Annotated in this window: 18 protein-coding genes and 1 tRNA gene; 7 read left to right on the top strand and 12 right to left on the bottom strand. The window is 47.1% G+C overall.

Annotated features, from left to right (window positions below; translation table 11 throughout):
• Positions 1-62: 62 nt before the first annotated feature.
• The 5 genes from C1I60_RS13625 to C1I60_RS13605 all read right to left on the bottom strand — a co-directional run bounded on the left by C1I60_RS13625 (position 63) and on the right by C1I60_RS13605 (position 4165).
• Entirely contained in the window at positions 63-1097 is a 1035-nt protein-coding gene (locus C1I60_RS13625; protein WP_137062177.1) for a BMP family lipoprotein, read from the bottom strand.
• Between the two features lie 377 nt (positions 1098-1474).
• Positions 1475-1834 carry a 50S ribosomal protein L20 gene (gene rplT, locus C1I60_RS13620; protein ID WP_007429517.1) on the bottom strand — a complete coding sequence of 120 codons (360 nt, stop codon included), beginning with the start codon at positions 1832-1834 and terminating at the stop codon, positions 1475-1477.
• 53 nt (positions 1835-1887) lie between these two features.
• Positions 1888-2088: a 50S ribosomal protein L35 gene (gene rpmI, locus C1I60_RS13615; protein ID WP_013309379.1), complete on the bottom strand. Its 201-nt coding sequence runs from the start codon at positions 2086-2088 to the stop codon at positions 1888-1890.
• Between the two features lie 20 nt (positions 2089-2108).
• Positions 2109-2606: a translation initiation factor IF-3 gene (gene infC, locus C1I60_RS13610; RefSeq protein ID WP_013309378.1), complete on the bottom strand. Its 498-nt coding sequence runs from the start codon at positions 2604-2606 to the stop codon at positions 2109-2111.
• Between the two features lie 320 nt (positions 2607-2926).
• Positions 2927-4165 (bottom strand): glycosyltransferase family 2 protein, encoded by a 1239-nt coding sequence (locus C1I60_RS13605; protein ID WP_137062176.1) that lies wholly within the window; start codon positions 4163-4165, stop codon positions 2927-2929.
• 602 nt (positions 4166-4767) lie between these two features.
• Between C1I60_RS13605 and C1I60_RS13600 the strand changes: the two genes are divergently transcribed.
• Positions 4768-5295 carry a phosphatase PAP2 family protein gene (locus C1I60_RS13600; RefSeq protein WP_014280555.1) on the top strand — a complete coding sequence of 176 codons (528 nt, stop codon included), beginning with the start codon at positions 4768-4770 and terminating at the stop codon, positions 5293-5295.
• Positions 5296-5346: 51 nt separating this feature from the next.
• Positions 5347-6480, top strand: a complete 1134-nt coding sequence (locus C1I60_RS13595; protein WP_434784396.1) for an MGDG synthase family glycosyltransferase — start codon at positions 5347-5349, stop codon at positions 6478-6480.
• 24 nt (positions 6481-6504) lie between these two features.
• Here the strand turns inward: C1I60_RS13595 and trmB are convergent, their stop codons facing one another.
• Complete coding sequence (trmB, locus tag C1I60_RS13590; RefSeq protein WP_137062174.1) at positions 6505-7218, bottom strand: tRNA (guanosine(46)-N7)-methyltransferase TrmB; 714 nt, start codon at positions 7216-7218, stop codon at positions 6505-6507.
• 104 nt (positions 7219-7322) lie between these two features.
• Positions 7323-7520 carry a hypothetical protein gene (locus tag C1I60_RS13585; RefSeq protein ID WP_137062173.1) on the bottom strand — a complete coding sequence of 66 codons (198 nt, stop codon included), beginning with the start codon at positions 7518-7520 and terminating at the stop codon, positions 7323-7325.
• Positions 7521-7825: 305 nt separating this feature from the next.
• Here C1I60_RS13585 and mnmL point away from each other — a divergent pair, with 305 nt between their 5' ends.
• From mnmL to C1I60_RS13565, 4 genes are all read left to right on the top strand, one after another.
• Positions 7826-8779 carry a tRNA modification radical SAM protein MnmL/YtqA gene (mnmL, locus tag C1I60_RS13580; protein ID WP_137062172.1) on the top strand — a complete coding sequence of 318 codons (954 nt, stop codon included), beginning with the start codon at positions 7826-7828 and terminating at the stop codon, positions 8777-8779.
• Positions 8780-9361 (top strand): tRNA 5-(aminomethyl)-2-thiouridylate-methyltransferase MnmM, encoded by a 582-nt coding sequence (gene mnmM / locus C1I60_RS13575; RefSeq protein WP_137062171.1) that lies wholly within the window; start codon positions 8780-8782, stop codon positions 9359-9361. It abuts the gene before it with no gap.
• A 178-nt stretch (positions 9362-9539) separates the two neighbouring features.
• A complete protein-coding gene (locus C1I60_RS13570) occupies positions 9540-10514 on the top strand; it encodes a type I phosphomannose isomerase catalytic subunit (protein WP_137062170.1) in 975 nt (324 codons plus the stop codon).
• A 25-nt stretch (positions 10515-10539) separates the two neighbouring features.
• Entirely contained in the window at positions 10540-11517 is a 978-nt protein-coding gene (locus C1I60_RS13565; RefSeq protein WP_137062169.1) for an alpha/beta fold hydrolase, read from the top strand.
• 121 nt (positions 11518-11638) lie between these two features.
• Here C1I60_RS13565 and C1I60_RS13560 read toward each other — a convergent pair whose 3' ends face one another.
• From C1I60_RS13560 to C1I60_RS13540, 5 genes are all read right to left on the bottom strand, one after another.
• Positions 11639-12169, bottom strand: coding sequence for a YfiT family bacillithiol transferase (locus C1I60_RS13560; RefSeq protein ID WP_137062168.1), 531 nt, complete (start codon positions 12167-12169; stop codon positions 11639-11641).
• A gap of 137 nt (positions 12170-12306) precedes the next feature.
• Entirely contained in the window at positions 12307-13620 is a 1314-nt protein-coding gene (odhB, locus tag C1I60_RS13555) for a 2-oxoglutarate dehydrogenase complex dihydrolipoyllysine-residue succinyltransferase (protein ID WP_137062167.1), read from the bottom strand.
• 5 nt (positions 13621-13625) lie between these two features.
• A complete protein-coding gene (locus C1I60_RS13550; protein ID WP_137062166.1) occupies positions 13626-16517 on the bottom strand; it encodes a 2-oxoglutarate dehydrogenase E1 component in 2892 nt (963 codons plus the stop codon).
• 305 nt (positions 16518-16822) lie between these two features.
• On the bottom strand, positions 16823-18538 hold the full coding sequence (locus C1I60_RS13545; protein WP_137062165.1) for an ABC transporter ATP-binding protein: 1716 nt from the start codon (positions 18536-18538) through the stop codon (positions 16823-16825).
• 122 nt (positions 18539-18660) lie between these two features.
• Positions 18661-18734 (bottom strand) — tRNA-Pro (locus C1I60_RS13540).
• 384 nt (positions 18735-19118) lie between these two features.
• Here C1I60_RS13540 and C1I60_RS13535 point away from each other — a divergent pair.
• Positions 19119-19652 (top strand): PRD domain-containing protein, encoded by a 534-nt coding sequence (locus C1I60_RS13535; RefSeq protein ID WP_491844694.1) that lies wholly within the window; start codon positions 19119-19121, stop codon positions 19650-19652.
• The last annotated feature ends 18 nt before the right edge of the window (positions 19653-19670 follow it).

Below are 19670 nucleotides of genomic sequence, written 5' to 3'. Positions count from 1 at the left end.
GAACAAGGCTAGTCTTGTGAACCAGCCTTGTCGCCACCTTTATTTATCTTGCAAGCCAAATCTTATTTCGAAGGAACTGTAATTTCACCCTTAATAATTTTTTGCTTGTATTGCTCTACGAGATCAAGCACGTCTTTAGGAACGTTTTTGCTGGATGTATCCGCCAAGCCAATTCCGTTATCTTTCAGAGCCAGCGTTTCGATACCGCCCTTAAATTTACCGTCGATGACTTCCTGGGATACACGTTTTACGGCTTCATCCACATGTTTGACCATTGAAGTCAACGTTACGTCATCACCAAACTCAAGCGACTGGTCTTTATCTACACCGATAACCCATACCTGCTTACCTTGTTGCTTCCGTGCGAGCGCTTCGTTAAATACGCCTGTGCCTGATCCGCCAGCTGCGTGGAAAATAATATCTGCGCCGTCATTATAGATCGTTGCCGCTGCCGCTTTACCCACATCCGGCTTATCAAACGCACCTGCATAGTTTACGATCAATTTTGCATTTGGATTTACTGCTTTAATTCCTGCTTCGAAGCCTTTTTCAAAACGTTTGATCAACGGGCTGTCTTGTCCACCCACAAAACCAATTTTGTTTGTTTTTGTAAGTTTACCAGCTACAACCCCAACGAGGAAGGAACCTTCATTTTCAGCAAAAACAACCGATTTTACATTAGGCGCATCTACGACACTATCGATGATCGCCAGATTTTTGTCCGGGTTTTCTTTCGCTACTTGTCCAATCGCATTCGCCAAATTAAAACCAATACCCCAAGTCAGGTTAAAACCGCCCTTAACAAATTGGTTCAGGTTAGGAATATAATCTTGATCCGATTTACTTTGCAGATATTTAGCCTTGGTGCCTGTTTCTTTTTCAATGGCTTGCAGTGCTTCCCATGCAGATTGGTTAAACGATTTGTCGTTTACTCCGCCTACATCTGTAACCATGCCGATTTGGACATTCGATGTTTTGGTAGAACCACCTGCTCCGCCACTTGCGTTGGATGCGCCTTGATTTTTGTTACCGCAGCCAGCGAGAATGACCGAGATCGCCAGCAACATAACCAAAGACATACTGAACATTTTCTTCATGCTGATACTGTTCCCCCTTAGTGTTAGATGCCTGGACTGTCTCTTCTCTCTGAAAATGGGCACGTCATACATGCCATTTACTGTCGAGACAGATCCTACAGAAGACTTACTTTAGAGATTATACAATTATGATCGACTAAAATCCAGATGATTAATAACCTTGGGTCAATTTTTTTTGAAAATGAATTAATGTAAGCGCTACACATATTGCAAAATCCATACATTCTGTCATCAGACGTCATGTTTATTCGTATTTTGAATAATTTGGACTTTTTTCATTTCATTAAGTATGTACAAAAAAAGGCACCCCTACACAGTATACTGCTCGGGATACCTTTCCAACCACTTTCGCGGTTTCAACGCCTTCATCTCAATAATTAAGCGTTGATTTTGCCTTTAGCAACAGTTGCCAAAGAGTTGAACGCATTGATATCGTTGACTGCAAGATCAGCCAGGATTTTGCGGTTAATGTCCACACCAGCCAATTTCAGGCCGTGCATCAGTTTGCTGTAAGACAAACCGTTCAAGCGAGCTGCTGCATTGATACGCACGATCCACAGTCTGCGGAAGTTACGTTTCGTCTGACGACGGTCACGGTATGCGTAAACAAGCGATTTCATTACCTGCTCGTTAGCTGTTTTAAAAATGCGGTGTTTGGAACCAAAATAACCTTTAGCAAGCTTCAATACTTTTTTATGACGACGACGAACGACGAATCCGCCCTTTACTCTTGCCATATCAAAAGACCTCCCAAATAATGTTTATGCTTAATTCATTGCCGTACTGTGTGCTATTTCAGGTTAGCAAGACCTTGTTTCAGACGCTTAACGTCCCCAGGCGCCATCTCAGGGTTAGTACCCAGAACGCGTTTTGCACGTTTGGATTTGTGGGAAAGCAAGTGGTTTTTGTAAGCTTTGTAACGCATTACTTTACCGGTACCAGTAATCTTGAAGCGGCCTTTAAGGCTGCTATGTGTTTTCATTTTAGGCATTGAACTTCCTCCTTAATTTGTCATTGACTCTTTGGAGCCAATATCATAATCATGCTGCGTCCTTCGAGCTTGGGTTGGCGCTCCACGGTACAAAGATCAGCAACTTCCAATTTCACACGTTCGAGAATCTTTTGACCCACGTTAGCATGGGTAATTTCACGACCGCGGAAACGAACGGAGCATTTCACCTTGTCCCCTTCATTCAGGAACTTCACCACATTGCGAAACTTGGTCTGGTAATCATGCTCCTCGATGTTGGAACGGAACCATACCTCTTTGATGTCAACGATCTTCTGGTTTTTACGGGCTTCCTTTTCTTTCTTCTGTTGCTCGTAGCGGAATTTTCCGTAATCCATAATCCGACACACGGGCGGCTTCGCTTGAGGCGCCACGTTCACGAGATCCAAGTTGGCGTCAATCGCCATTTGTAGAGCTTCACGAGTCGGCGTAATCCCGATTTGTTCCCCGTTAGCACCAACCAGACGTACTTCTCTCACCCGAATCTCATCATTGATCATATGTTCCTTACTAATAACCCTCCACCTCCAGAACCTGTTATTGTTGTATTGTATTAAAGCACAAAAAAGGGATGACGACTATGCAGCCGACATCCCTGTCTGATACTCAATTCATCATGAAAGTTCAATTCACAAATCATTGGATCAAGACCAGCCGGCAATACCGGACAGGTGAGAAGTCGGACCTTCTACTTGTTAATCCATACTTTTTCAATTAACACACTTGATCATCATATCACGCAACTCACCAGAGTGTCAACACATTTATTAAAAATAGCTAATAGTTAGGATTTGTGAAACACTTATATGTGCTTCTGCATTTAGCCCTGCTTGCTTTGAACTTCTTCCAGCCGAACGACACGCGTATGCTGGGTGTGGCTCCATTGCTTGTTGTTTTGCGTGAAGAACGCATAGAACGTAATCGGATACCACGAAATCAGATAGACAGGGAATAGCAGCAAATAAAGATACACTTTTTTGAACGTGACCTTCTCCAGAATCATCGCAATCACAAAGGTTGAAACGTTCAACCCAACTGCTATAACACCGGTCCAGGCCGGAAATTGCACATAGATATTTTCGATATTAGGTCCCCCGAAGAACGCAATATCCACCCACATCGCTGCTGTCATCAAGAAAGTGAACAGTACGATGTATACATTCAGACCATAGAGAGCCATATCGAATTTAATCAGACTTCTATGCTTGATGCTCTGCCACAGCAGCGGGAAGAAATAACGGCGAGCGACTGTAAAGTGACCCTGCATCCAGCGCAGACGTTGTCTGGAGGAAGCTTTAAAAGTCAACGGCTTCTCGTCATATACCTTGGCATCATAATTAAATCTCGGATATACATTACGTTGCGTACAACGCATGGTAAACTCCAAATCCTCTACCAGACTCGTCGCACCCCAGCCCATTTCCTTGAGCAGATTCGTTTCAAAGCACATGCCTGTACCACCAAGGAAGTTAGCCATGTTCAGGTTGTGACGTGACAACTGCCACAAACGGTTGATATACCAGTAAGATACCCCGTATGCCGCAGTAATCCATGAATCCTCAGGATTCTTCGTATCAATGTACCCCTGGATAACGCGGGCACCTGTGCACAAGTCGTTGTTCATTTCTCTCAAGAAATTCGTATGTGCCAAATTGTCAGCATCGAACATGACAATCGCATCATATTGACGTGGCATAGCCCACAATTCCTTGAGCATCCACTCAATGGCGTAGCCTTTACCACGCAAATTCGGGTTCGTACGTTCACAAGCATTCATGCCGTGTGCTCGAACGATATCCGCCGTCTTGTCCGTGCAGTTATCACAAATAACGAATACATCGTACAGTTCCTTTGGATAATCAAGTTGCTTCAAATTCTCCATCAATGCTCCTACAACCTGTTCCTCATTGTGGGCAGCGACCAAAATGGCAAATGATTTTTCCGGAGCCGCATGCTCTTTTCTTTTTTTGCGAACCAGACCGAACAAGGAGAATGAAAATTGATAAGCCGCGATCAGCGCCAGTATAATCTGGAACGTCACGAAAATGGCGTCTAACATAATCTCTTGTTACCCCCTTTTTTATACCCCTTAAAAATCTTGCGTTTGTTTGTTTTCTATCTGTGTAGCGCAAGTTGCGGCGCTTTGCGCGCCTTTTTTTGTAGTTTTTGACCCGACCCTTGCTTTTTTAATTGACTGTGCGCAGCCCCCTATTGGCTGACACAGGAACGCCATTACGATTTTCGTTGGTTTTCAATCTTTTGTCAAAGCCTTTAAACCGTTCTCAGCAGCAAAAAAACACGACAAACTCCCGTTTGAACCAGGAATACGACGCTGATCCTTTCATAACATGACGGTAGGTCTTATTTTCATCCATTTGCTAACTTTTTATTTCTTTAGTCCCTCCTTTTTGTGGCCCATTAAGCAGCCACTTCTAAATACTCTATCGTATTAGACGAATGAACGCAAAGAAAGTTATACAATTCAACTTATATTCCATTAACATTTTTGTGTAGAATTGAACCAGATAAGTTGTGATCCTTGAAATGAGCAGCGTTTAAAAATATGATGAGAGCAAGAGAATAATGACTTATCACCTGATTCTGTCCAAGTGGCTCAAAATATTTGCCGACCAACCCGGCACGGCAACCGGAGGAAACCAAATGCAACGTTTAGTCGTAAAACTTGTAAATCTGGAGCAGCAGTTGTTCAAATGGATCAACGGACGCTTACACAATCGTTTTTTGAACTTCTGGCTTTATTATCTTACACATCTGGGTGGAGCGACCTTTACAATCACCTCTACACTGCTTGTATGGCTGCTCGCTCCGCTTCCATGGAAGGAATCCGGTATGAAGGGGGCCATCGCGCTTGGAGTCAGCCACATCCCTGTAGCCATCGCCAAAAAGCTGTACCCGCGGATTCGTCCCTACCTGGCACTGCCAGATACGAATACGTTCCGAAATCCCCTGTCGGATCATTCTTTTCCTTCAGGGCATACAACCGCTATTTTTTCAGTAACCGTTCCTTTTATGCTACAGTCACCCATGCTAACACTGCTTTTGCTTCCTATCGCACTGATTGTGGGGTTTTCCCGAATTTACCTGGGACTCCACTATCCTACGGACGTACTCGCAGGAGCGGTCATCGGCACATCAGCAGCAATAGGAACGGTTGCATTCTGGCCTTAAAGCCGATATGGTATGATTGAGAACATCCCAGCAGGAACAGGTGAAATGAGAGTGGCTAAAAAACGAGTGTTATTATTATCGGAAGGTTTCGGTGCCGGACATACTCAAGCTGCGTACGCACTCTCAAGCAGTTTGCGCAAGCTTTCTCCGAATGTGCAGACCAGAGTGCTGGAATTAGGGAGCTTTTTGAATCCGAGAATGGCTCCGCTCATTATTACAGCGTATAAGAAGACTGTCATATCGCAGCCTCGCCTGATCGGAATGGTTTACCGTCATCAGTATAAAAAATCATTAAACCGTCTTACAACGCTCGCTTTGCACCGTCTGTTCTACACGCAGACCCGAAACATTCTTCGGCAACTTCGTCCTGATTTGGTGGTATGCACTCATCCCATCCCAAGTGCAGTGATTTCACGTTTGAAGCGCTTGGGCGTACATGTTCCGCTCTGTACCGTCATTACAGACTACGATGCGCATGGAACGTGGATCAGTCCCGAGGTGGACCGGTACTTTGTATCTACACCTGAAGTCATGCGTAAGCTGCGTACACGCGGAGTACCTATGTCAAAAATTCAAGTAACGGGTATTCCGGTTCATCCAAATTTCTGGGAACATCCGGGGCACGACGAAATCCGGGACCAATTCGGTCTTAAGCCGATTCCCACGGTGCTCGTTATGGGAGGCGGCTGGGGTCTGATGAACGACGAAGTCATTCATCGATCGCTTACCCACTGGAGAGAAAACATTCAATTTATTTTTTGTCTGGGGCATAATGATAAAATTCGTCGTAAATTGCAGCTGGATCCCCGCTTTATTCATCCGAATATTCATATTTTTGGATTTACGCGGGAAATCGACAAATTAATGGAGGTATCGGATCTGCTTATTACCAAGCCCGGCGGAATGACATGCACCGAGGGCCTGGCAAAAGGGATTCCGATGTTGTTTCACAAGCCTCTCCCCGGACAGGAAGAAGAAAATTGTCAATACTTTACGGCTCAAGGCTTCGGAGAACCGATTACTTCGCTGGATGTTGTCGTTAAATGGATGAACCGGCTGTTACACGAATTTCCCGAAATCGTTCGCAAGCGACAGGATCACGTTCATAATGTAGCGCGATATTATCCTCTTCAGAGTGCACAGAGTATTTTGGATATACTGGAACCAAACAGGGTGCTTTCCTAAAAAGGAAGCACCCTGTTTTTTTATTTATTTTCCATACTTCTCAAGACGCATTTTCTCATACTCTTCCAATACATCTTTGCCAATCAACACCTCGACACGGTGGATGTTCATACCTTTACCCATAAATTTATGCTCGTACTCGGTCATGACATGCTCTTCGTTGATACCATCACGATGAAGATTCAACGATATATTCGTCATTTGCAGACCACTATCAGCAAACGAATTCAGCGAGAACTCAAACAGCGTCTCCGAGTCGGTTTTGAAATGAATTTGCCCCTTGCTGTTTAAAAGTTGCCGGTACTTGTCCAAAAAGCGTGGATGTGTCAAACGACGACGCGCGTGCTTGGCTTTAGGCCACGGATCGCTAAAATTCAAATAAATGCGCTCAATTTCCCCAGGTTCAAAAACATTCTCAATCTGTTCAATGTTGGCAAGCGCCAATTTGATATTGGGCGGCGAATCAACCTCTGTATCACTCCAGGCCAGACGCGACTTTTCCGCAGCGCGACGCACCAACTCATCATACATATCAAAGCCAATATAATTGATTTCTGGATTACGATAACTCATTTGGCTGATAAAACGCCCTTTGCCCATACCGAACTCCACATGAATCGGATGATCATTCCCAAAGAGCTGCTGCCACTTTCCTTTGTACTGTCCCGGCTCCAAGATGACCAGATCCTGCTGTTCTTCCAGACTTTCCCGTATTCCTTTTCTTCCGCGTAAACGCATGTTACTCCTCCATATACTCTGTTATCAAGGAAAAAGGAATCTCACCCCCGCTTGAAGATACGGAAATGAAATTCCTTTTTCAATATATTTGGATTGGGGTCCAACTATTTTAATTGTTCATAGTCTACCCCATCAGCAGGTGAAAAATCAATCGTCTTTTGGCAAGCGGCTCTGATTTTTTGACGAGCGGCCGTTCCAATCTGGCGGTCTTGCCCAAAACGGACACCAGTCAGCGCCAAAGCCTCGTCAAAGGTTAACTCAACCGTAACTTTATCCATACGCGTTTTATCCTGCGTATTCATAAAAGATCACCTCACGGGTTATTAGTGATGGAACCGACGTGCATTTACCCTAAAGCAGGCGATAGAAGCAGCATAGCTGCCCTGAAAAATAATCATTAGCCGATGGTTAACTTTTATTTTCAGGATCGAAAACAGTCCTTTTATATTATGTCTGGTACCGCTTACAATATAACACATGGTGTAACCTTTTTCAATCCTGAATCCAATAAAATCCGCGCTTTCTCTCGCCTTTCGCTCTCAAGTGATTCCCAATTCCGACTGATTTTTGTTACAATAGGGTGATCGCAAAAAAAAGGAGTACACCCATGAAAACAGATTTGTTGCCTGCTTCTCTCCTGTGGGGAGATAAACGGTTCCATACGTGGAATTACGAAATGCGCGAGCAATTTCAAAATAAAGTATTCAAAGTCATGCTGGATGCAGGCTTTACCTGTCCGAACCGGGATGGTTCCATTGCCAAAGGAGGCTGCACCTTTTGCAGCGCACGGGGATCTGGTGATTTTGCCGGACGCCGCCGGGACGATCTCGTCACCCAATTCAATACGATTCGGGACCGTCAGCATCTAAAATGGCCAAACGCCCAATATATCGGCTATTTTCAAGCCTATACGAATACGTATGCCCCGGTTGAGGAGCTACGCGAATACTTCGAGGTCATTCTGGAGCAGCCCGGCGTTGTCGGTCTGTCCATCGCTACACGTCCCGATTGCCTGCCTGACGATGTAGTGGATTACCTTGCCGAGCTGAACGAGCGCACATACCTATGGATCGAAATGGGCCTGCAAACCGTCCATGAATCCACATCGGAGCTGATTAACCGCGCCCACGACACTCAATGCTATCTGGATGCGGTGGAAAAGCTGCGCAAGCGCAATATCCGTGTGTGCGCACACATCATTTACGGACTGCCGCAGGAAACGCATGAAATGATGCTGGACACAGGTCGCGCAGTGGCGGCTATGGATGTGCAGGGCATCAAAATCCACCTGCTGCATCTCATGCGCAAAACGCCGATGGTCAAGCAGTATGAAGCCGGATTGCTACGCTTTCTGGAAAAAGATGAATACGTCAAGCTGATCGTCGATACGCTGGAATTTTTGCCGCCCGAAATGATCGTTCATCGGTTGACCGGGGATGCACCACGCGATTTGCTGATGGGTCCGATGTGGTCGCTCAAAAAATGGGAAGTGCTTAACGCCATTGACGATGAGCTAAAATCACGTGAAACGTGGCAAGGCAAGTATTGGAGGCAGCCTTAAATGGGCTTCCTGTCTGTACTGAGCTATGCTCATCAATTGGTAGCTGCGCGAGTCCAGCCGGGCGATATCGCTATAGATGCTACAGTCGGCACTGGCGCGGATACACTTTTCCTGGCTAAAGCCGTCGGCAGACGGGGACGTGTCTACGGCTTCGATATCCAGCAGGAGGCGTTGCAGCTTGCTCTTCGTCGGCTCGATGAAGACACCTCTCCCTCACTGGCGGAGGTATCGCTATTGCTGCAAGGCCATGAGCAGATGCGGGAGGCCGTCCCCGACAAGCTGCATGGCAAAGTCGCTGCGGTCATGTTTAACCTCGGCTACTTGCCCTCGGAAGGCGCTGATCCGTCTGTTATCACGCATACCGACAGTACACTCGCTGCTCTTGATGCGGCACTGTATCTGCTGCGCCCACGCGGCATTCTGACCACCGTACTGTATCCGGGGCACGCTGGAGGCGGCGAGGAAGCAGAAGCTGTCCTTCAATGGGCCTCCGCCCTCCCGGTATCCAGTGGTCAAAGCATAATTTATCGCCAATTACAACGAGCTGCTTCGCCTTACGTAGTGGCGGTTGAAAAGAAATAATGTCAGATTTTTAAATTCGCATATTCAGGTTATGAGCGGCTTTTTTTGGCCGCCTTACATATATATTTTTTTGAGCGTCGTTCGGGCTATTCATCCCAGTTTTATTGCCTCAGCGGCACGTTTCTGATTTCCCTATTCTGTTAGGTCGCACTCATTACTCATTATGGAGGAGAGAATTATGCTAAAGCCATATCCGCTGCAATTTCAACCTGAGTTCAAAGAGAGAGTTTGGGGAGGACGAGCCTTAGAACAATTCGGCTTGACCCCGCCGGAAGGGCATATTGGCGAAGGTTGGATGATTGCAGATCATCCAAATGGAACCACAACGGTCATCAATGGCGAGTTGGCTGGCAAGGGGCTGGATGAAATTCGGGAAACCTACGGGCAGGATTGGCTCGGGGCCAAGGGCGTATCGGAAAAAGGGGGACGTTTTCCGCTTCTGATCAAGCTGCTGGATTGCAATGACGATCTGTCCGTGCAAGTGCATCCGACAGATGATTATGCAGGACTTCCAGCCGGAGAGCTGGGAAAAACTGAAATGTGGTACGTGCTTGATGCCAAGCCGGATGCCAAAATTATTTACGGTTTGACCGAGGGCGTGACCCGGGACAGCCTGCGTACCGCCCTTGAAAGTGGAGACATCCTGGGCAGCTTGCGTCAGGTTCCTGTTGAGGCAGGCGATACATTTTTCATCCCTGCTGGAACCGTACATGCGTTGTGTGCGGGCGTTGTTGTCGCTGAAATTCAGCAAAATTCAGATACCACCTATCGGCTATATGACTACAACCGTCCTGGTCTGGATGGCAAGCCCCGTGAGCTACATATCGAGGATTCCCTCAATGTGACCTCTTATGAGGAGGCTGGTGCAACAACGATGAAGACAGATGGTTTGCAGCCGGGTGAATGGCTTCAACTCGCAGCCTGTGAGTATTTTGTCGTGGAAAAGGGTATTGTAGAAGGAAGCTGGACGCTTTCCACAACTGATGACAGCTTTACCATTCTCGTGATTTGCGAAGGCAGCGGTACATTAACATGGGACAATCATTCGTCGTCTCTCTCCTGCAAAGCCGGAGATTGTTTCCTGCTACCCGCTAATCTGGGTGGTTACACGCTGAATGACGGAATGACTATCCTTAGATCTTATCTTCCTTAAAGCTTAAAGGGTGTGTTGTCTAATTATGCGGGAATATACCTTCACCATCGCTGAAAATGACGGAACGGAGCTTTTTGCCTACCGATGGCTACCGGATCAGCGTACAGCCGTGCGGGGAATCGTGCAGATTTCGCACGGGATGTGTGAGACGTCCTACCGCTATATTCGCTTGGCTGAGAAGCTTACAGCTTCCGGCTATGGTGTATATGCCAACGATCATATCGGCCACGGACGTACCGCCGGTGATTCTGATAAGCTTGGCATGCCGGGAGCGAATGCATTCCAACGAATGGCAAGCGGTATGCTGGATCTGGGCGAAATTGCGGCCAAGGAGTTTCCGGATCAGCCTCGTTTTTTGCTTGGTCACAGTATGGGATCCTTTTTAGCCCAGAAAATCATGTATGATGATAAGCAGCAGTATCACGGATTTATTTTATCGGGAACGAACGGGCGACGTGGTCTGCTGAAACTTGGAGAACAAGTTGCCCTGCTGCAAGCCAAACTGCAGGGAATGGATCACCGCAGCATACTGCTCAACGCTATGGTCTTCGGCGGGTTTAATCGAACCTTTCGTCCGGTGCGTACAGCGTTCGACTGGTTATCCCGCGATCCCGATGAAGTAGACCAATTCGTGCATGATCCGTTATGCGGTGCCATCTGCACGACAGGCTTTTTCCTAGATTTTTTCCGGCTTTTGCAGGAAATTCATTGGCCCTCCTCACTCGAAAAAATCAATCCCAAGCTGCCAATCTATATTTTTGCCGGGGATCGTGATCCGGTGGGGTTGTTCGGTAAAGGTGTTCTATCGCTGGTGGATATGTACCGAAGTTTGAAGCTTCAGGATGTAGAATATCGTCTCTATCCTGACGGCCGACATGAGATGCTGCATGAAACGAACCGCGACGAGGTCATGACCGATATCGTGGATTGGCTGGATCGTCATGTTAACACAGCAGCGAGCTCCGTTTCTATTTTGTCTGGAGGCTCTCAGACATCTGGTTGATCCGCCTTGTCCAGGTCATCTTCGCTGGAGGAATAAAAAAGAAACCTTCAAAACCACGATTACAGTGGACTTGAAGGTTTCTTTTTTGTGTTTAATTTTTACTTTGAGGTTATGTTCAAAATTACCATGCATTCCGTTCTCTTAGGGAAGTAATATGAGCTATATGATGTTTGCCATGCCAGGCATAGATGCCGATGTTTCGTTCCAGGCGAATCGTCTGACCCGATTCCGGATGGATAAACGTTCGGTGTAATTGATCATCCCCCAGCGAACGCAATACAACCACCCACCGTTCATGCAGCCCTTCCAGCAATTGCAGAGAAGGCTCCAGTGGAAGCTCCCTTGCATCCGGTATTTCGGCCCAACGCCCCTCATCATATGGCTTAATCGTGGGTGTATCCTCTGTTAGCGCCAGCTTGAAGCGAATATAACCGTTCATATGGCTGTCTGCCAAATGATGGACAACCTGCCGAACCGTCCAACCTCCTTCACGATAAGGCGTGTTCAGTTGTTGTTCGTCCAGCCCTTCGACCGCCTGACGAAGCTGAGAAGACAGTTCAGCAATATCGTGAGTCCATGCCACAAGCTGTTCTTCTGTAATGGTATCCGGAACGACGAATGGCCCAATCGGGTAACGCAAATCATGATCCAATACAGTCCCCACCCTTCTTTCGCATCTGAGTACCTACTACCTGTAATCCTATGTTATAACTATGCAGGAAAAAAAGCAGACCCGCAAGAGCCTGCTTTTTCATAAACGTTAAGATTGGATACAACGGTTGATCTATTTTATCCTTCCAGCAACAACGATTCCGGATCTTCCAGCAATTCTTTGACCGTTACCAGGAAGCGAACCGCTTCGCTTCCATCAATAATCCGGTGATCGTAGGACAACGCGATATACATCATCGGACGATTTTCCATACGTTCCTCGTCAATGGCAATCGGGCGAAGCTGGATTTTATGCATTCCCAAAATACCTACTTGCGGTGTATTCAGGATTGGCGTAGACAGCAGGGAACCGAAAATACCTCCGTTGGTAATGGTAAAGGTTCCACCTTGCAGATCTGCCAATGAAAGCGAATTGGAACGTGCTTTACCAGCCAGTTCTGCAATACTCTTTTCAATTTCGGCAAAGCCGAGACGATCAGCATCCCGTACAACGGGTACAACCAGCCCTTCCTTCGCAGATACGGCAATCCCGATATCATAGTATTTTTTCAGTACGATATCATCGCCGTTAATTTCCGCATTTACAGTAGGAAAACGCTTGAGCGCACCGACCACTGCCTTCGTAAAGAAGGACATAAAGCCCAGCCCTACATCGTGCTTCTCCTTGAACTTATCTTTACGGCGTTTGCGAACATCAAGGATGGCGGTCATATCCACTTCATTAAAGGTCGTAAGCATAGCTGCCGTTTGCTGTGCCTCAACGAGACGCTTGGCAATGGTCGCTCTGCGGCGGGACATGCGCTGACGTTCTACCGGCTTGCTGTACTCTGTCTGAGACGGAGACGCGGCAGCAGACTTATTCGCAGCGGGAGCCGCAGGTGCAGGTGATGCAGTACGCGAAGCATGGGCGCTGTTCGAATGCGTTTTAACGTCCTCCTGGAATACGCGTCCGAGCGGGTCCTTCCCCTGTACCTGTTCCAGATCAATTCCGCGCTCACGCGCCAGCTTCCGGGCAGAGGGAGATGCCGTCTGACCGTTTCCGTCACCATTGGATGCAATAGGCTGTGCGGCCTGTTCCGCTGCTGACTTGCCAACGCCTGCTGTGGAAGCAGGCGAAGTGGCTACAGCCGATGCCTCTGGCGCTTGGGTCGCTGCTGCTTCTACGGCACTGGACGGTTCTGCGTTACCAGTCCCACTGCCGCTTCCGATCAAGCCAACTGCTTCACCGATAACCACCGTTTCCCCTTCCTGTCGAAGGATTTTCTGGACTACGCCCGCTTCTTCTGCGCTAATTTCCAGGTTGACCTTATCGGTTTCCAGTTCCAGTAGAACATCTCCCTGTCCTACGGAATCCCCTTCCTTCACAAGCCATTTGGAGATTGTTCCTTCCGTGATGGATTCTCCCATTGCTGGCACTAAAATATCGCTCACAGCCGCTACCTCCCCAGTGTAATATTGTTTTTGGAATCCTGCTTCAATGCTGATTGAATAATTCGCTGCTGCTCTAGGCTGTGTACTTGCTGATAACCACTCGCCGGGCTGGAACGATCCGGTCTGCCTGCATAGCGGATTTCCGCTCCTTGCGGCACTACATTCCGCAATCGAGGCTCAATGTAACTCCAGGCCCCCATGTTTTTCGGTTCTTCCTGTGCCCATACAAATTCCTTAACATGCTGGAAGCGGCTGAAAATATTCCGAATTTCCTCTTCTGGGAAAGGATACAACTGCTCGACGCGAATGATGTGAAGACGTTCCTCCGCTTCAGCCTTGTCCTTCTCCAACGCTTCTTCCAAATCAATGGCAATCTTGCCACTGCACAGTACAATTCGCTCTACACGATCCGGGCGCACACCCAATCCAGGCTGCTCCAGCACGGGACGGAATGTTCCTTCGCTGAACTCGGAAGCAGGCGAAGCGACACGATTGTTACGAATGAGGCTTTTCGGCGACATCATCACAAGCGGACGAGCTTCCTCACTTTCGCTTAATGCAGCCTGACGGCGCAGCAGATGGAAATACTGCGAGGCACTACTCAAGTTAGCGACAGTCCAGTTATTTTGTGCAGACAGTTGGAGGAAACGCTCCAGACGTGCGCTTGTATGCTCCGGTCCTTGTCCTTCACTACCATGTGGCAACAGCATCACCAGACTGGATTTCTGTCTCCATTTGGCGCGGCCAGCGGAAATGAACTGGTCAAAGATAACCTGCGCACAGTTGGCAAAATCACCGAATTGCGCCTCCCAAATCACTAACGTTTCAGGAGAGTACACGTTATAGCCATATTCAAAGCCAAGGACAGACGCCTCAGACAACGGACTGTTATGAATACTGAACGAAGCGCGTGCTTCCGGCAATGTGTGCAGAGGGCAATGTGTATTGCCCGTTTCAGGCTCGTGCAGCACGAGGTTACGATGAGCAAAGGTCGCCCGCTCCGCATCCTGACCTGTCATACGAATCGGTTTGCCATCGGCCAGAATTGTAGCCAAAGCCAACGTTTCCGCCAAGCTCCAGTCCACCTTTTCGCCATCGTTCAGAGCTGTTTTTCTGCGCTGTAAAATACGATCCAGCTTCGGATATACCTGGAAGGCTTTCGGCCATTTCAGCAGGTTTTCATTGATCTGGCGCAGCTTTTTCAACTCTACAGCCGTACGAACCACAGAATCCTGACCCCGTTTTGCCTTGGAAGGAGCAATTACAGGCTCCTCTTCCGGGTTATTCTTCACATGCTCATGTGCTTCCTTGAGCCGATTTTGTACCTTTTCGATAAGTCCGGCATTATACGCTTCTTCCACGATTCCTTGCTTAATCAGTTTTTGAGCGTACAATTTGCTAACCGTTGGATGGTTTTTCACCTTGCTGTATACCAGCGGTTGCGTTGTTTCCGGATCATCGGATTCATTATGACCATAACGGCGATAACCGATCAGATCAATCAGGAAATCCTTCTTGAAGCGGTTGCGGTATTCTCCTGCCATTCGAGCTGCTGCAATACACGCCTCGGGATTGTCCGCGTTCACGTGTACGATCGGAATTTCGTAGCCTTTGGCCAGATCGCTTGCATAGCGGGTCGAACGTGAGTCCACGCTTTCCGTTGTAAAGCCCAGACGATTGTTAACAATAATATGAACCGAGCCGCCATTACGGAAACCGCGCAAATTCGTGAAATTGAGTGATTCGGCCACGATACCTTCACCCGGAAAAGCCGCATCGCCATGCATGATAATGGTTGCTGCCTTGCTGACATCCAGCTTCGGATAGCCTGCTTCACTGCGATCCTCCTGCGCTGCGCGGGAAAAGCCCTGCACGACCGGGTTCACGTATTCCAGATGACTCGGGTTATTCGCTAATGTCAGACGGGCCTGTACCGCTTCCCCATCCTTTACAAAACGATTGGCACCCAGATGATATTTTACATCTCCGGTCCAGCCGTAATTAATTCCTGTCGAGCCTTCTGACGGGATCAGATCCTTATTCGGAGAATGATGAAATTCAGAGAAAATTTTGCTGTAAGGCTTGCCCAGTACGTGGGCCAGCACATTCAGACGACCACGATGCGCCATCCCCATCAGCACGTGGCTTGCACCTGCATTCGTCGTAAGACGGATAATTTCGTCGAGTACGGGTACAAGGACATCATTACCTTCGATGGAAAAACGTTTCTGTCCGACAAACGTTTTATGCAAAAACTCTTCGAACTGCTCCACCTCTACCAGTCTGCCTAGCAACACCTTGCGTTCCTGTGTGGTGAGTGGTTTGGAGGACCAGCCGGATTCAGCGTAGCTGTTCAGCCAGCGGCGTTCCTCTTCGTTATGAATGTGACTAAATTCATAGGCAATCGGGCCTGTGTATGCTACACGCAAGCGTTGGATAGCCTCCCAGCCGTTAAGTGTTCCAGCGGGAGCATTATCCCATATTAAAGAGGCCGGAAAAGCCTTTAGGTCCTGTTCAGTTAAACCGTAGGATGCCGGATCAAGCAAGCGTGTATCCTGCTCGGCATCCAGTCCCAGCGGGTCTATTTGTGCAGCCAAATGTCCGTATTCACGGATGTTCCACACCATTTTCCCGGCTGTAACCGCTTTCTGTAATGTGTTCGAATCAAGATGTCCCTGAGCGCTTGCCGGGGGGCCTTGCAATTTGTAGTCTATCATGGAAGCAGCCGAGTATTCGGATTGCGGCGGCTCACCCCATTGATCAAACAGCTCGCGGTAAGCCGGATCAACTGTTCCGGGGTCCGCTACATACTTTTCATACTGGTCCTGCACATAACCTAAATTAGGTCCATAATAACTCTGCCAAGGTACCTGTCTGCTGCTCTCTTCCATTGTCATCTCGTTCCCTCCGTCAAATTTTGAAATTCATAGCTGGACGGAAATCATTTTCATTTCAGTTTTCGCAAAATTCTCAATTCAAGTTGTTCACAATATGCTCACATTATATGAAATCCTTCATCAAAAGTCGAATTTCACAGTTCCTATCCTTCTTCCATTGTATAAACTTTTCCGTCAATGAGCATTTCCTTTTTCTCAACATACCAATGCATAAATTAGATCAATCAGGTTATTTCGTATGAAAACAAGCGCCAGAGACTGGTTTGTCCCCCAGCCTTGGCGCTTTTATCGTACAAATCATAGTATCAGGAACCGAATTGGGCAGTGTGCAGACGACTGTACACTCCACCCGCCGCAACCAGCTCTTCATGTCTTCCCTGCTCGGTAATGCCTTTTTCCGTCACTACGATAATACGGTTGGCATTTTTGATCGTCGCCAGTCGGTGAGCAATGACCAGTGTCGTCCGTCCAGCAGACAGTTCTGCCAGCGATTGCTGAATCGCAGCCTCAGTCTCCGTATCCAGCGCTGAAGTCGCTTCATCCAAAATGAGAATCGGCGGATTTTTCAAAAACATCCGTGCAATCGCCAGCCGCTGCTTTTGACCTCCAGACAGCTTCACACCCCTTTCACCGATCACCGTATCCATTCCTTCTGGCTGAGAACGGATAAAATCATGCAGCTGCGCACGCCGCGCAGCCTCCCATATTTCATCTTCCACGGCATCCAGCTTGCCATACCCGATATTTTCGCGAATAGTGCCAGAGAACAGGAACACATCCTGCTGCACAATTCCAATCTGTCGGCGTAGTGAAATTAGCGTCATACTGCGGATATCCATACCATCAATGGTAATCGCACCACCCTCCACATCGTAAAAACGGGGAAGCAAGCTGCAAATCGTTGTTTTCCCCGCCCCTGATGGACCTACAAAAGCAACCGTTTCTCCAGCCTGGATGTTGAGATCAATTCCTTTGAGTACCTTGTCCTTGCCTTCATATCCAAAGGAAACATCGCTATAGCGAATATCTCCTCTCAAATGCTCCACTGCACGTGCATCCGGTGCATCTGCCACATCCGGGTTGGTATCCAGCAGATCTGTATAGCGCTTGAAGCCTGCAATGCCTTTCGGATAGCTTTCGATAATTGCATTGATTTTATCTATCGGACGGAAAAATACATTAGACAGCAAAATAAATCCGATAAACTGTCCATACGACAATTCTCCACGAATGACATAATATGCTCCAAAAATCAGCACAAACAGCGTAACCATGCGGGTCAGCATATAGCTCATCGACAGTCCGTTGGACATGATTTTATAAGCCATCAGCTTTGCACCCCGAAAACGGTTGTTGTCCTTGTCAAAGCGCACCTTTTCAAATTGCTCGTTACCAAAGGCTTGCACTACACGGATACCGCCAATCGTATTTTCCACGCGGGCATTAAAATCTCCCATGCTCGTATACATCGTGTCGAAGGCCTTGGTCATCTTTTTGTTAAAATAAATGGACAACCAGATCAGCACCGGAATCACTGCAAAAATCAGCAGCGCGAGCTTCCAGTGAATCGAGCTCATCAGCACAAATGCCCCAATCAGCGTCATAATCGCAATGAACAAGTCCTCCGGCCCGTGATGGGCCATTTCGCCAATCTCCATCAAATCATTCGTAATCCGTGACATCAGACTGCCTGTCTTGTTGTTATCAAAAAATCGGAAGGACATTTTTTGCATATGCTCAAACAACTTCCGCCGCATCGCCGTTTCAATATTAACGCCCAGCATATGACCCCAATAGTTAATAATGTACTGCATCACCGTGTTAACCGCATAGATCGCCAGCAAGCCCGCACAGGCCCACAGAATCAGCCCTAAGTTATTTTGCGGCAATAAGTCGTCCACCACATAATTCACGGCGAGCGGAAACCCTAGCTCCAGCAATGCAGCAAAGACCGCGCACGAAAAATCCAAAAGAAACAAAGACCGATACGGTCGATAATATTCCAAAAAACGACGTAGCATGCTTTTCCCCATTTCTGTAAATACTCATTAATGAACAGGCTTCCAACCGCTGGAAAGATCCAATAGACAAAAAAATATCCGGCAGGCGCAAAATCTGCGTCAGCAGGACATTTTGGATAGAATCGGAGTAGCGGGATTCGAACCCACGACCTCGCCCACCCCAAGGGCGCGCGCTACCTGACTGCGCCATACCCCGATATAACCATTGTATGTAAACCGATGCTGTTATTTTCCATTATAAGATGACCATAAAATCCTGTAAAGAGACTTAGAGTAATCTATTCAAGTTGTCATATGCCTTCCATTTTATTTTCTAAAAATCTCGCGTTGATCAAATAGCTCAAACAACGGATCTCTGTCAACGAAAGGGGGGTCATTTCTAATCACAAAAAAGTTGACAACGTTTTCAGATCATCATAACTTATCCGTGAGGTTTGTTACCGGTAATGCGGGCAAAACCACAACGGAAATGATGATGTTTATTTCTGTTGTAGTTTTGCCTTTTTTTTATTCCTCAAAATGGGTGATTCGATGTGATAATTAAAAAAAATTTTAACAATAATATCGTCAGTACGGTGATATTCATTTTGCCATACAGCGTATGGAGCATGACATGATTGTACGCAATCCACTGTCATGGGAGATTCAGCATTTTTATAAGGCTGAGTATGACGCTGCCAAAGAATCGTTGACGCTTTTGCGCGAACGTTTGGGTATTGAATTCCCTAAGGAAGAGATTTGCAATATTGCCCTTCATTTCGTGAATGCTGAAATTAATGATTCGATGAATGATGTCACTCATATGATGCAGTTGCTTCAGGAGATCATGAACATTATTAAATATCATTTTAATGTGGAATTTGATGAGGACAGCGTGAATTACTTCCGTTTTATTACACACCTCAAATATTTCTGCCAGCGCGTTATTACGCATTCGAGCCATGATGATGCAGAAGAATATTTGTATGAAGTCGTGAAGAAAAATTATGCAGACACTTTTAAATGCATTGGTAAAATCGAAAGATTTATTCAAAAGAATTACGAGTATACCATGACGCATTCTGAGCAGTTGTACCTGACACTGCATTTGGAGCGTCTCATCAAAAGAAAATAAATATTTTAAGGCTTGTCA

The organism is Paenibacillus terrae, from assembly GCF_005217525.1.
In the GTDB taxonomy this organism is placed as follows: domain Bacteria; phylum Bacillota; class Bacilli; order Paenibacillales; family Paenibacillaceae; genus Paenibacillus; species Paenibacillus terrae_C.
Note: the sequence above shows the minus strand (reverse complement) of the source record. Positions and strands in the feature narration are given on the sequence as shown.